The 13,101-nt window shown below is 70.7% G+C and carries 14 protein-coding genes and 1 tRNA gene; 7 read left to right on the plus strand and 8 right to left on the minus strand.

Annotated elements, in window-relative coordinates:
- Positions 1-10: 10 nt before the first annotated feature.
- Together ACQUQF_RS00430 and mct are read right to left on the minus strand one after the other, a co-directional pair.
- Positions 11-331, minus strand: coding sequence for a DUF5785 family protein (locus tag ACQUQF_RS00430; RefSeq protein ID WP_435174515.1), 321 nt, complete (start codon positions 329-331; stop codon positions 11-13).
- A 102-nt stretch (positions 332-433) separates the two neighbouring features.
- The gene (gene mct / locus ACQUQF_RS00435; protein ID WP_435174518.1) at positions 434-1,603 is read right to left on the minus strand and encodes a succinyl-CoA:mesaconate CoA-transferase; all 1,170 of its coding nucleotides are present in this window, start codon (positions 1,601-1,603) and stop codon (positions 434-436) included.
- 150 nt (positions 1,604-1,753) lie between these two features.
- On the opposite strand from mct, the gene glmS reads away from it, so the two are divergent.
- From glmS to citE, 5 genes are read left to right on the plus strand one after another with little or no spacing between them, the layout of a single operon-like run.
- Positions 1,754-2,194, plus strand: a complete 441-nt coding sequence (glmS, locus tag ACQUQF_RS00440) for a methylaspartate mutase subunit S (protein WP_435174521.1) — start codon at positions 1,754-1,756, stop codon at positions 2,192-2,194.
- A 14-nt stretch (positions 2,195-2,208) separates the two neighbouring features.
- Positions 2,209-3,642, plus strand: a complete 1,434-nt coding sequence (locus ACQUQF_RS00445) for a methylaspartate mutase subunit E (protein WP_435174524.1) — start codon at positions 2,209-2,211, stop codon at positions 3,640-3,642.
- On the plus strand, positions 3,639-5,006 hold the full coding sequence (locus tag ACQUQF_RS00450) for a methylaspartate ammonia-lyase (protein ID WP_435174527.1): 1,368 nt from the start codon (positions 3,639-3,641) through the stop codon (positions 5,004-5,006). The genes ACQUQF_RS00445 and ACQUQF_RS00450 overlap by 4 nt, the downstream gene beginning before the upstream one ends.
- A complete protein-coding gene (gene mch / locus ACQUQF_RS00455; protein WP_435174530.1) occupies positions 4,999-6,099 on the plus strand; it encodes a 2-methylfumaryl-CoA hydratase in 1,101 nt (366 codons plus the stop codon). Before ACQUQF_RS00450 ends, mch begins: the two co-directional genes overlap by 8 nt.
- Before the next feature lie 44 nt (positions 6,100-6,143).
- Positions 6,144-7,166, plus strand: a complete 1,023-nt coding sequence (gene citE, locus ACQUQF_RS00460; protein ID WP_435174533.1) for an L-malyl-CoA/beta-methylmalyl-CoA lyase — start codon at positions 6,144-6,146, stop codon at positions 7,164-7,166.
- A 565-nt stretch (positions 7,167-7,731) separates the two neighbouring features.
- Here the strand turns inward: citE and ACQUQF_RS00465 are convergent.
- Together ACQUQF_RS00465 and ACQUQF_RS00470 are read right to left on the minus strand one after the other, a co-directional pair.
- Positions 7,732-7,814, minus strand: a tRNA-Ser gene (locus tag ACQUQF_RS00465).
- Between the two features lie 28 nt (positions 7,815-7,842).
- A complete protein-coding gene (locus ACQUQF_RS00470; RefSeq protein ID WP_435174536.1) occupies positions 7,843-8,622 on the minus strand; it encodes a hypothetical protein in 780 nt (259 codons plus the stop codon).
- A gap of 61 nt (positions 8,623-8,683) precedes the next feature.
- Here ACQUQF_RS00470 and ACQUQF_RS00475 point away from each other — a divergent pair, with 61 nt between their 5' ends.
- On the plus strand, positions 8,684-8,890 hold the full coding sequence (locus ACQUQF_RS00475) for a hypothetical protein (protein WP_435174538.1): 207 nt from the start codon (positions 8,684-8,686) through the stop codon (positions 8,888-8,890).
- Positions 8,891-8,924: 34 nt separating this feature from the next.
- Here ACQUQF_RS00475 and ACQUQF_RS00480 read toward each other — a convergent pair whose 3' ends face one another.
- From ACQUQF_RS00480 to ACQUQF_RS00490, 3 genes are read right to left on the minus strand one after another with little or no spacing between them, the layout of a single operon-like run.
- Positions 8,925-9,557, minus strand: a complete 633-nt coding sequence (locus ACQUQF_RS00480; RefSeq protein ID WP_435174540.1) for a uracil-DNA glycosylase — start codon at positions 9,555-9,557, stop codon at positions 8,925-8,927.
- A gap of 47 nt (positions 9,558-9,604) precedes the next feature.
- Positions 9,605-10,645 (minus strand): DUF7504 family protein, encoded by a 1,041-nt coding sequence (locus ACQUQF_RS00485; RefSeq protein WP_435174543.1) that lies wholly within the window; start codon positions 10,643-10,645, stop codon positions 9,605-9,607.
- Entirely contained in the window at positions 10,642-10,977 is a 336-nt protein-coding gene (locus ACQUQF_RS00490) for a HalOD1 output domain-containing protein (protein ID WP_435174546.1), read from the minus strand. Before ACQUQF_RS00490 ends, ACQUQF_RS00485 begins: the two co-directional genes overlap by 4 nt.
- A gap of 261 nt (positions 10,978-11,238) precedes the next feature.
- Here ACQUQF_RS00490 and ACQUQF_RS00495 point away from each other — a divergent pair, with 261 nt between their 5' ends.
- Positions 11,239-11,877 carry a twin-arginine translocation signal domain-containing protein gene (locus ACQUQF_RS00495; protein ID WP_435174548.1) on the plus strand — a complete coding sequence of 213 codons (639 nt, stop codon included), beginning with the start codon at positions 11,239-11,241 and terminating at the stop codon, positions 11,875-11,877.
- A 49-nt stretch (positions 11,878-11,926) separates the two neighbouring features.
- On the opposite strand, the gene aroC is transcribed toward ACQUQF_RS00495, so the two are convergent.
- Entirely contained in the window at positions 11,927-13,093 is a 1,167-nt protein-coding gene (gene aroC, locus ACQUQF_RS00500) for a chorismate synthase (RefSeq protein ID WP_435174551.1), read from the minus strand.
- Positions 13,094-13,101 lie beyond the last annotated feature (8 nt).

Here is a 13,101-nt window from a genome sequence, read left to right on the forward strand (position 1 = left end):
ACCGCGGTTCTCAGGCGCTCTTCTTCTCGGGGTTCTCGCCCTTCGGGTGGTAGTCCCAGAAGCCCCCGCGGCGCATCCCCGCGCCGACCGCCTTGTGGAAGTCGACGATTGTCTCGAACTCCTCGCCCTCGACGTGCTCGAAGATGTCGGCCACGCTCACGACGCGCTTGTAGTTGATGCGGATTGGGTCGTCGCCGTACTCCTCGACGAACTCGGCCTTCGAGAGCGGGAAGTCCTCGTCCTCGTCGAGCTTCTTGGCCAGGATGGCCATGCCGTACTTGCGTCCGCCTTCGCTGCCCTCCTCGCCGTCGGGGTCGTGCGGCCAGTCCATGTCCGGAACGTGGGACGGGGTGCAAAAAGAGTTTACCGTTCGGCTATCCGAGAGGCGGCGGTCGCTGGAGCGGGGCCAGAATCAGACCGGAAAGTGACGCGTTCAGTCGTCGGCGTCCACCGCCTCGCGCTCGTCACCCAGCAGCTCCTCGCGGTGCTCGTCGAGGAGCGGCGCGCGCTCGCCCGGTTCGGGCGGCGTCTCGCTCAGCTTGATGGGCGAGCCCGCGATGGTCACCGCCTCGTCGGCGCCGGGCTGGTCGACCTTGACGAGCATGTCGCGGGCGTGGACGTGGGGGTCCTCGAACACGTCGCTCACGTCCTGGACCGGCGCGCACGGCACCGACCCTTCCAATCGGTCGCAGATCTCCGCGGCGGGGAGCGCCGCGGTCCACTCGGCGATCTCCTCGCGGAGCGACTCCCGGTTGTCGAGCCTGTCGGCGGTGGTCGGGTACTCGGCCGCGAGGTCCGGCCGGTCCATCGCCTCGCAGAGGGCCCGCCAGTGGTTGTCGCCGAACGCCGCGATCACGACGTGGCCGTCGGCGGCCTCGAAGGCGTTGTACGGGAACAGCGTCGGGTGGGCGTTCCCCCGGCGCGTGGGCACCTCGCCGGTGTAGGAGTGCTGGTAGACCGCCCGCTCGCACATCGAGATCATGGCGTCGTACATCGCGGTGTCGACGTACTGGCCTTCGCCGGTCCGGTCGCGGTGGCGGAGCGCGGCCAGGACGCCCACCGCGTTCAGCGTCGCGGTGAACAGGTCCCCGATACCCGGGCCCACCTTGGTCGGCGGGCCGTCGGGCTGGCCGGTGATCTCCATCACGCCACCGAGCGCCTGGGCGATGAGGTCGAACGAGGGCTGGCCCTGCCGGTCTGTCTCGCCCGTGCGCGGGTCGCCGAACCCCCGGATGGAGGCGTAGACCAGCTCGGGGTTGCGCTCGCGCAGCGTCTCGTACGCCAGGTCGAACCGCTCCATCGTGCCGGCACGGAAGTTCTCGACCACCACGTCGGCGTCCTCTACCAGTCCGAGGAAGTCGGCCCGGTCGCCCTCGTCGGTCAGGTCGAGTTCGAGGCTCCGCTTGCCCCGGTTGACGCTCTGGAAGTAGCCGCCGTAGGCGTCGTCGTCGCTGACGAACGGCGGGTTCGGCCGGATGAGGTCGCCGCCGGGGCGTTCGATCTTCACCACGTCGGCCCCGAGGTCGGCGAGCAGCATCGTGCAGTACGGGCCGGCCAGCACCTGCGTCAGGTCGAGAACGCGCACGTCGTCGAGCGCTTGCATCGTTTCGCCCGTCGCCGACCCGGGACAAAAACCTTCCCAATAAATAATGTGGTTTGTCTGGAAGGGGCACATACACCCTCAAATGGCCTTAAAGGGATTTAATCATGAACAATGATTATCTTTAAGTATTGTTCATGGAAGTTGTAGGTGATGTCTGCCACAGTCATCCTCGGCGTCATCGGCTCCGACGCGCACGCCGTCGGCATCACGATACTCGAACAGGCGCTGTCGGCGGCCGGGTTCGAGGTCGTCAACCTCGGCGTCCAGTCCAGCCAGCAGGAGTTCATCGCCGCAGCCGAAGCTCACGAGGGTGACGCGGTACTCGTCTCCTCCCTCTACGGTCACGCCGAGCAGGACTGCCGCGGCTTCCACGAGGCCATCGAGGACGCGGACCTCGACCTCGTGACCTACATCGGCGGCAACCTCGCGGTCGGCCAGGACGACTTCGCGGAGACCAGCGAGCGGTTCCGCGAGCTGGGCTTCGACCGGGTCTTCGACTCCGAGACGCGACCCGAGGAGGCCATCGCCGCGCTGAAGGCCGACATGAACATCGCGGAGTCCGAGGCCGAACGCGCCAGGATCACGTCCTGAGCCCCGTCCCCAGCATGCTACGCGACACACGCCTCTCCGGTAGAGACCTCTCGCGCATCGACGAGGAGATACGAGCCGACTGGTCGGTCGAGGACCTCGACTTCGAGGAGGCGGTCGACTACCACGACGCGCTGCCCCCGGGCAAGCAGTTCGCCCGGGTCCTCGAGAACGCCGACCGGCCGCTGCTCCAGCCGCGGGCCGGCGTCCCACGGCTCGACGACCAGATCGCGCTGCTGGGGCACCTCGAAGACGCGGGCCGGGCCGACCTGCTCCCGACGACCATCGACTCGTACACCCGCGACAACGAGTACGGGAAGGCCCAGGAGGGCCTCGAGGAGGCCCGCGACACCGGCGAGGACACCCTCAACGGCTTCCCGGCGGTCAACCACGGCGTCGAGGGGTGCCGCCAGCTGATCGAGGCGGTCGACGCGCCGGTCGAGGTGCGCCACGGCACGCCCGACGCCCGGCTGCTCGCGGCGGTCACGTTCGCCGGCGGGTTCCAGAGCTTCGAGGGCGGCCCCGTCTCCTACAACATCCCGTACACCAAGGAGCGGGACCTCGCCCGGACCATCGAGCACTGGCAGTACGTCGACCGCCTCGCCGGCGCCTACACGGAGCGCGGCGTCACGATAAACCGTGAACCGTTCGGCCCACTGACCGGGACGCTCGTCCCGCCGAGCATCGCCATCGCGGTGATGCTGGTCGAGGGGATGCTGGCCGCCACCCAGGGCGTCCGGAGCATCACCCTCGGCTACGGGCAGGTCGGCAATCTGGTCCAGGACATCGCGGCGCTCCGGGCGCTCCGCGAACTCGGCGAGGAGTACCTCCCCGACGAGGTGACCGTCACCACCGTGTTCCACGAGTGGATGGGCGGGTTCCCGCCGGACGAGGCCCGGGCCAACGGCGTCATCGCGCTCGGGGCGGCCACCGCGGCCATCGCGGAGCCCGACAAGGTCATCACCAAGTCCCCGCAGGAGTTCGGCGGCGTCCCCACCAAGGAGGCCAACGCCGCGGGGCTGCGAACCACCAGACAGCTCATCGACATGATGCGAGAGCAGGACATCAACCTCGACGGCGTCGACAGGGAACAGGAGTTCATCGAGAAGTCGACTCGGTCGCTGATGGACACGGTGCTACAGCTCGGCGACGAGGACGTCGCCCAGGGCGTCGTGACGGCGTTCGAGACCGGCAAGCTCGACGTCCCGTTCGCCCCGAGCGAGAGCGCGGCGAGCGCGGTGCTGCCCGCCCGGGACGACGACGGTCGGGTCCGCGTCCTCCAGTTCGGCGACCTGGCGCTCGACCCGGACCTGAAGGACGTCCACACCGACCGGCTCGACCGCCGGGCCCGGGCGGAGAACCGCGACCGATCCTTCCAGATGGTGGCCGACGACGTCGACGCCATCAGCGAGGGACGCCTCATCGGCCGGCCGGGAGGTGAGCAGGCGTGACGACCATCGAGAACGTCCGGGCGGTCCCGGGAGCCTCGGGGTTCTTCTTCGACGACCAGCGCGCCATCAAGGACGGCGCCGAGCGCGACGGGTTCGCCTACCGGGGCGACCCGGTCACGCCGGGGTTCGACCGGGTCCGGCAGGCCGGCGAGGCGATCAGCGTCCTGGTCGAACTCGACGACGGCACGGTGGCGACCGGCGACTGCGCCGCGGTCCAGTACTCCGGCGCGGGCGGCCGCGATCCGCTGTTCCGGGCCGACGAGTTCGTCCCGGTCGTGGAGGGGCCGGTCGCCGACGCGCTCGTCGGTCGGTCCGCCGAGGAGTTCGCCGAGAACGCGGCCCTGCTGGAGGACCTCGATGGTCCCGACGGCGTTACCGGCGGCGGCGAAGCGTCGACGAACGACGGGCGCCTCCACACCGCCATCAGGTACGGGGTCTCGCAGGCGCTGCTCAACGCCGCGGCGACGGCCCGCCGGACGACCGGGACCGACGCGCTGGCCGACGCGCTCGGCACCGACCCGGCCGACCGCCCGGTCCCGGTGTTCGGGCAGTCGGGCGACGCCCGGCGTGACAACGCCGAGAAGATGCTGCTGAAGGGCGTGCCGGTCCTGCCCCACGGCCTGTTCAACAGCGTCGAGAAGGTCGGCGAGGACGGCGAGCGACTCGTCGCGTACCTCGACTGGCTCTCGACGCGGGCGGAGGAGATCGGCCCGGAGGGGTACGCGCCCCGGTTCCACGTCGACGTGTACGGGGTCCTCGGCGAGGTGTTCGGGCCGCCCTACGACCGGGCCGGGCTCGCCGACTACTTCGGCGACCTCCGGACGGCGGCGGCGCCGTTCCCGCTCCAGGTCGAGGGACCGATGGACGCCGGCGGTCGGGCCGAGCAGATCCACGCCATGGCCGAACTCCGCGAGGGGCTGGCGGACGCCGGCGTCGACGTCGACATCGTGGCCGACGAGTGGTGCAACACCTTCGACGACGTCCGGGCGTTCGTCGACGCCGGCGCGGCCGACCTCGTCCAGGTCAAGACGCCCGACCTCGGCGGCGTCCAGCGCAGCGGCGCGGCGGTCCGGTACTGCGAGGGGACCGACACCCGGGCGTACCTCGGCGGGACCTGCAACGAGACCGCCGAGTCGGCCCGGACCTGCGCCCACGTCGCGCTCGCCACCGACGCGGCCCAGGTGCTCGCCAAGCCCGGCATGGGCTTCGACGAGGGGTACATGATCGTGACCAACGAGATGCGCCGGGCGCTGGCCCGCCGGGGCGACTGGCCGGCAGCGAGCGGAGCGGACGGAACGGGCGGCGCCTCTTCGCGGTCCCGACCGGACGCGGCCTCCGACGCTGGAGGTGCCGGCGATGACTGACTGGACCGACCCGGCGACGTTCGCGGCGGCGCTCGACCGCGCCGAGACCAGGGAGAAGGGCACCTACTTCGAGGCGTTCGCCGAGGGCGAGACCGTCCAGCACGCCCCCGGCCTCGAACTCTCCCGGCACGCCTCGGAGCTGTGGGCCAGCCAGACGCTCAACCACGACCCGGCCTACTGGCGGTCGGACGCGGCCCGCGAACTGGGCTACGACGAGCGACCGGTCCACCCGGACTACCTGCTGGCGGCCGTGATGGGTCCGAGCGTCGAGGACCTGAGCGAGAAGGGCGGCTACTTCCTCGGCCGGGACGACGTGGAGCTCCACGACCCCGGGGTGACGCCGGGCACCGAGGTCCGGGTCGAGTCGACCGTCGAGGCCAAGCGCGAGTCGAGCTCCCGGCCGGCCTACGGCATCGTGACCTGGGAGACGACCGGGTACGACGCAGCGACCGGCGACCCGCTGCTGTCGTACGCGCGAACGAACATGATTCCGCGGCGCGAGCCGGTGGCGACCGACGGCGACGGGACGACGGGAGAGGAGTCCGACGAGGCGGCGACCGCCGGAGAATCGCTGGAGCCCGACCTCCCCGACGAACTCCTCGCGCCGGCGGGACCGTACTTCGAGGACCTCCGGGAGGCCGTCGAGCGCGCCCGGGACCGCGACGCCGCGGTGGCCTACCGCCACGAGCGCGGCCGGACGATGGACGACGTGCTGGTCTCGACGCTGCCGCTGCTCACGCTCAACACCGCGAAGCAGCACCACGACGACCACCACATGGCCGACTCGCCGTCGGGCGAGATCGTCGCCTACGGCGACGTCACCCGGTCGGTCGCGCTCGGCCACGCCCGGTCGGACGAGGCGACCGTCCGCGAGCTGTCGTACGGCGACGAGCGGTTCCACGACTTCGTGACCGCCGGCGACACCGTCTACGGCTTCACCCGCGTGCTCGACGCCCGGGAGGCCGACCGCGACGCGATTCCGGCGGGCGCCCCCGACGCGGGCGAGGTCACCTTCGAGCACTACGCGTTCAACCAGCGCGACGAGCCGGTCTACTCCGGCACGCGGACAGCGCTCGTCCGGAAGCGGAACTGAGCGCGGAACCGGGACGCCACAGCACGCCGAATTACCACGATTCCATGACCCGATCACGACTCTGCCGAACGTTCCAGACCGCACCCGCCGCCGTCCCCCGGGACGACGGCGCGAAGTACCTCCGCTCCGGCCTCGCGGCCGAGGGGTGGCAGGCCCCCGACTGGCTGGTCCCCGACCTCGAAGACGGCACCGCGCCCGACCGGAAGGACGAGGCGCTGGACAACGTCCGGGACCTCCTGCCGGAGTACGCCCCCGAGTTCGCCGGCGAGATCTGGCCCCGCGTCGAGTGGGACTACGGCGACGGGGCGACCAGCGAGCGCGGCCGCGGCCAGATCGCCGAACTCGTCGAGTCGGTCGGCGAGCACCTCGACGGCGTGGTCGTCCCGAAGGTCGGGCGACTCGCGGACGTGGAGGACGCCGAGGCCGCGGTCGAGGCCGCCGCGCGCGAGACCGGCCGCGACGTCGACCTCGCGGTCATCGTCGAGACCGCCCGGGCGCGCTCGGACCTCCGGGAGATCGCGCAGTTCGGCGCCGACTCCCGGCTCGCGGCGCTGGTCTTCGGCCCGGTGGACTACGCCGCGGAACTCGGCGGCCGCGACGTCGGCGGGAGCCCGGAGTGGCCCGGCCTCTACGAGGCGCTGTCGAACGAGGCCAGCGCCAACGACCTGCTGGCGATCGGCGGCCCCTTCGACAGGCTGTTCCGCGAGCGCGCCGGCGTCACGTTCTACAACGGCGACGCCTACGCCGAGTACGTCGAGCGCGAGGCCCGGGTCGGCCTCGACGGCTCGTGGTCGCTCCACCCCAACCAGACCGAGCAGGCCAACCGCATCCACCTGCCGAGCGAGGCCGAGCTCCGCGAGGCGGTCCGGAAGATCGAGGGGTTCGTCGAGGCGAAGGCGGAGGGGACGGGCGCGGTGTCCATCGACGGCCAGATGGTCGACGAGGCGACGTTCAAGAACTTCGAGAACACGGTCGAGACGGTCCGGGCGGTCCACGAGGCCCGCGAGTCCCAGACCCGCGAGTACTACGACGCCGACCTGCTCGACCGGGCGCTCGCGGCGGGGTGAGGCGGTAGAGCGCGAGTCACCACCCTTTACTCCGACGCGTACTGGCGCGACCTCCGTGTCGCGCCAAGCGTGCGAGGTCTGCGCGAGTGACGCGAGCGCAGGCTCGTCACGAGCGAAGCGAAGTGACGGTGGATGAGGACCGCAGGGAGCAGAGCGACCGAGGACCGCAAGCGGCTGGGGAGGGGAGGCTCGCGGTTGCAGTGCGGTTGCGGGACAGATGTGACGGCAGTAGCTAGGTTCGGCTTAACCGTCCGGTAGTAGACAGCTACTTCGGAACCGTCCAGGGAAATCGGAGGACGTGACTACTTACGGCCCTCGAAACGGACAGTAACTGTCCGTGTAATCCCCACATTACGATGACACGATCGGACGAGGTGCTCGCCGTGTTGCTCGCGTTAGAAGACGGTGGGATTGGGATTTGAACCACGCCGAGACGGTCCTGCTCGTTCGCTTCGCTCACTGCGCGGGCTGCGACTGGCAGGGTTCAAATCCGAGCCGTACGTCGGTAAACGCTCGCAGATTGGCGAGAGGATTAACTTCTCGCCGTGTTGCTCGCGTTAGAAGACGGTGGGATTGGGATTTGAACCCAAGAGGCATGACGCCACCTGCTTTCAAGGCAGGCGCAATAGGCCGCTCTGCCATCCCACCGCGCGCCCCCAAATTCCGGCTCGGTCGTCTAAGAACTGTCGGTCTCCTCGCGGACGAGCTCCGGTTCGCCCCCGTCGCCTTCTACCGCGCGGAGGCCCAGCTCGCGCACCAGCGCGGCGGTGTGCTCCGGGACGAAGCGGCCGGCGGTCGCCCGCGCGGTCAGCGTCGCGACCTGCGACAGGAGGTCCGCGCCGGTTTCGACGCGGGTCGCCGCGGGCAGGAAGTCGACGTCGTGGCCCGCGTCGACCGCGCGGTTCGTCAGGGTCTCGATCTCGGGCGCGGCGTAGGCGTCCTCGAAGTCGATGGTGTCGGTGAAGCCCGCGAAGTGGACCCGGCCGCGCTCGCTCGGGCCGAGCACGACCTCGTTGCGCCGGAGCTTCATCGCGGCGCTGTCGATCTCAGTGCGGGTGAGCAGCGGTGCGGTCCCGGGCGCGACCGCGACCGACTGGACGCCCTCCTCGTCGAGCAGGTGGGTGACCGCGTTGCCCGCCCGCGCCGAGAACGTCGAGCCGACCTGGACCTCGAACCGGGCGTCGTCGGGGTCGGCCAGCGCGTCGGCCGCGAGCGCGCGGACCTCCGCCTCGGCGCTCTGGTCGCCAGTGTCGGCGAATTCGTCCGGAATCGACTCCTCGTCGCGGTAGTTGACCAGCAGGTCGCCGCCGCTGCGCGCGGCGGCCCTGAAGGTGTCCTTCAGCATGGCTGCGTAGAGGTCCGCGGCCTCCCGCTCCGAGAGCGGCGACGACGCGGCGAGCTCCGGCAGCACCAGCCCCGGCCGCGGCGGGGCCGCGGGGACGACGATGACGGTCATGGGCTACACTCCGGGCGGCCGACCCTTGAAGCTTTTAATTCGGGGCGTCGACCGTTCGGGCGTGAACTGGTGGAAGCTCCTCGCCGCGCTCGCGGTCGCGGTGGTCGCGTTCGTCGCCGCCGGCGGACTGGTCGGCCTCGTCGACGCGGTGCTCGGCAGCGCGGCCGCGCTCGTCGTCGCCGCGCTCGTCGTCGCGTTCGTCGCCGCCGGCAGCTGGACCGGCACCGGCCCGAACCGGTGGCTGTCGAACCCCTACTGGGAGCGCTGAGGTCGGGCCGAAGTGACGTCGAACAGCCGCGGCGTCAGCGACCGCGCCGGCCCTTCGTCTGCCGGTAGTCCCGGTCCATCAGCGCCGAGAAGTGGTCGACGAACGCCTCGCGGTCGGCCTCCGACTGCTCGAGCGGGTCGGCCATCGGGACGATCTCGAACCCCCGGCCCCGAACGGTCGTCGCGTGATCTTCGACCGCGTCGAACTCCGCGGCGGGCGCGGTGGTGTACTCGGTCGCGATCTCGGTCAGGGCGCGCTGGCCGACGGGGACGAGTATCTCCGGGTTTATCATCCGGACCTCGGCGTTGAGGTACGGTTCGCACGTCCGGACCTCCTCGTCGGTCGGCGGGCGCTCTGGGTCGCGACACCGCGTGAGGTACGTGAGGAAGGCGTTGTCGAGCTCCGGCTCGTCGTCGCTGGGTAGCGAGTTGTTGAGCCCGAGCAGCCCCAGCACGTGCTGGAGGGCCTCCCCGCGCTCGTCGCCGGTGAACGGGACCCCCGTCCGGTCGGCACCCGCGCCGGGCGCCTCGCCGACGAACAGGAAGTCGGCGCCGACGTCGCCGTAGCCGTGAACCACCCGCTCGCGGGTCGCGCAGAGCGCCGGGCAGTTCTCGCAGTCGGCGTCCATGCCGAAGGGGTTCGACCGGGTCTGCTGGTTCGCGTCCATCGTCGGTACCCTGGGGCCCGCGCGGTAAAAACCGGTCGGAGCGGCGGCTACTCCGACCGGCGGCCGGCGTCGGTGCCCGCGCGCGAGGCGCCGTCGCCCGCGTCCGTCGCGTCCGTCACGCCGTCCGCCGCGTCGCCGTTCATCGGACCACCACTCGTCGGGTCGTCGTTCTCCGCGTCGTCGCCCGTCGGACCCCAGAGGTAGGGCTCGATTCGGTCGATGTGGGCGCCCGGTTCGACCCGGCCGCGCTCGCGGTCGTAGGCGACCACGCCGAAGTCGGCGAGCTTGGGCAGGTGGACGTGTCGGAGCGCGGTCGCGACCCGCCCGGCGTCGGAGCCGGTCCGGCGCGCGGCGCGCTCGGTCAGGTCCTCGACCGCGGCCGACCCGCGGTCGGTCAGGTCGGCGAGGACCGACCGGCGCCGGGGGTCGGCGACCGCCTCGAAGCAGTCGCTGACAGACGGCGCCGCGACCGCCTCCGCCGCGCCCTCCAGGCACTCGACGACCGTGTCGAACAGCGACGCGACCTCCCGGACGGTCGCGCAGTCGTGGGCCGACGGCGTGAGGCAGACGTAGCCCGCCGCGTCCCGGGCGTCGAACGCCCGGAGCAGCCCCCGGAGGAAGCCGACCGCCCGGTCGGTCTCCCAGCGGTCGAGGAACGCCGTCACCGAGTCGACGTACGCGACGGTCCGACCGTCGGCCGGCCACGCGTCGAGGTAGCCCGCGACCGCGTCGCGGATCGCGGCGGCGTCGGCGGGGTCGGCGACGCCCCGGACGACGCTCCGGTCGACGGGGGTCGACGCGCTCGCCGACCGCATCCGCTCGCCGACGCTGACGACGCCGACGTTCCGCGGCGCGCGGTCGACCCGGTCGCGCCACGCCCCGAGGAACGACTCGGGGTCGTCGTGGGTGACCGCGAGCGCGTCGGTCGGCTCCTCGGCCGAGAGGGGTTCGGCGAGCAGCGACAGCGCCGCCGGGTCGCCGCGACGCCGCCGCAGCACCAGCGTGTGCGGGTCGGCGTCGACCCGGGTCCGGACGAGCTTCGTCTCCGGTTCGGCACCGGCCGCGGGTCCGTCACGTACCCCCTTCATTCGTCGTCGCAGACCGCGTCGTCTACGATTCGGAGCCGGCCGTCACTCCGCACGAGGACGTGGAGGCCGCAGACCCGGAACGCGACCTGCGCGTCGCCCTCGCACCCGGTGAACAGCGCGTCGAGCGCGTCCGGGTCGACGGTCTCGGAGAGCGGGATGACGGTCGAGGTCGGGTCGACGCCGGCGACGTCGGCGACGGCCTCGATGACGGCGTCGCTGACGGTCGCCGGGCCGTCGGGGTCGTACGATGCGCGGTAGACGCCGGACCTGTCGGTCTCCTCCGTCGGACCCGAGCTGTCGGTGGTGTCGTTCCCCGTTCCACTTTTGGACATTATTTTATCTTCCGTAATTATTACGTATAGAGAGGTAATAAACTTGTGGCGGTTCGCAGCGACGGTCAGGAGCGATTTCACACCGCCACACGGGACGAGTTCAACCGCCCCGTGCGGCCGACCGAGAAGCGTCGGCCGTCGCCGCCGCGTAACGGTTCACGACGATTCGTAACCTCCCATTACGTCGCTCTCACAGGCCGGGAGCGTTCAACGATTCCCCCTCTTTAATCCGTTCGGCGCGAAGTAGCCCATGGGGGTTTCATGACACAGAAATCATCTCGTCGTCGCTTTCTGAAGGCGGCGGCAGCGACAGGCGCATTGGCCGGACTGAACGCGACGGTACTCGCCCAGAGTCCCGAACAGGACGTCATCCTGCTCGGCGGCTACACGAGAGCGTGGCAGGGCTACCGGCTCCCCGGCCAGGCGACCGCGGAGGGGTCGTCGAACCCGACGCTGAACCTGCAGGCGGGCAAGACCTACACGCTGATGTGGCAGAACGGCGACGGCGTGGGTCACAACTTCGCCATCCAGGACTCGCAGGGCAACAACCTGCAGGTGCTCGAACCGCTGACCGTCCAGCAGGACACGTTCCAGCAGATCAACGAGAGCGACGAGAACGCGAGCGTCTCGCTCCAGATCTCCAGCGGGAACATCACCGGCGCCTTCACGGGTAACCAGACCGCCGGCGGAGGCAACCAGACCGCCGGCCAGCAGTCCACGGAGTCGCTCATCGCCTCGACCCAGATCCTCTCCGAGCAGGGCGCCGTCCAGGCGGTCCGGTTCACCGCGAGCCCGGAGATGGCCCAGTACATCTGTCTCGTCCACCCGAACACGATGGTCGGCGACATCAAGGTCCAGGGCGGCGGTGGCGGCGGTGGCAACCAGACCACCACGCAGTAGCCCCGTTCCACAGAACGCGACCGAATCGGCTTTTTTCGACCGGCGCAACCTACTCGTTCTTCGGACTGCTCGGGTGGTAGTCGGTGTCGTACTCGCCCGGTCTGTCGTCGACCCGGTCGGGGTTGATGCGCCCGCCAAGCAGCATGAAGTCGACCAGCGTCAGCGCCAGCATCGCCTCGACGACCGGGACGCCCCGGGGCGGCAGTACCGGGTCGTGGCGGCCGATGACCCGCTCCTCGCGCTCCTCGCCGGCCTCCCAGTCGACCGTGGTCTGGGGCTTCGGGATGGAGGTCGGAGCGTGGAGGGTCACCTCGCCGTAGATGGGCTCGCCCGTGGTGATGCCGCCCTGGAGGCCCCCGTGGTCGTTCTCGACCGGCACGGGGTCGCTCTCCGCGGGATTCTCGGGGTCCTCGAACGCCCACTCGTCGTTGCGCTCGCTCCCGGTGTACTCGCGGGCCTCCCGACCCAGCCCGAACTCGAAGGCGGTGGACGCGGGGACGCTCATCATGGCCTGGCCGAGCCGCGCCTCCACGGAGTCGAACCGCGGCGCGCCGAGCCCCCGCGGGACGCCGCGGGCCTCGAAGTAGATGGAGCCGCCGATGGAGTCGCCCGCCTCCTGGTACTCGTCGATGCGCTCGCGCATCTTCTCGGCGGTCTCGGGGTGGGCGCACCGGACCTCGTTGTCCTCGCTGTGCTCCAGGATCTCCTCGAAGCTGACCTCGGGCGCCTCGATGTCGCCGATCTGGTTGACGTGGGCCTTGAGTTCGACGCCCTCCCGCTCCAGGATCTTCTTCGCGATCGCGCCGGCCGCGACCCAGTTGACCGTCTCGCGGGCCGACGACCGGCCGCCGCCGCCCCAGTTGCGGGTCCCGAACTTCGCCGAGTAGGTGAAGTCGCCGTGGCTCGGCCGCGGCGCCGTGATGAACGGCTCGTACTTCTCCGAGCGGGCGTCCTTGTTCTCGATGACCATCCCGATGGGCGTGCCCGTGGTGTAGCCGTCCTGCAGGCCGGACTTGATGGAGACGTGGTCGGGTTCGCCCCGGCTGGTGGTGATCATCGACTGGCCGGGCTTCCGGCGGTCGAGGTCGGCCTGCACGTCGTCCTCGTCGAGTTCGAGCCCCGCGGGACAGCCCGAGACGGTGACGCCCATGGCCTCGCCGTGGCTCTCGCCGAACGTCGTGACCTGGAAGAGGCGTCCGAAGCTGTTACCGTTCATTGACGGGT

The sequence above is a fragment of the Halorussus sp. AFM4 genome, assembly GCF_051194995.1.
Taxonomy (GTDB): domain Archaea; phylum Halobacteriota; class Halobacteria; order Halobacteriales; family Haladaptataceae; genus Halorussus.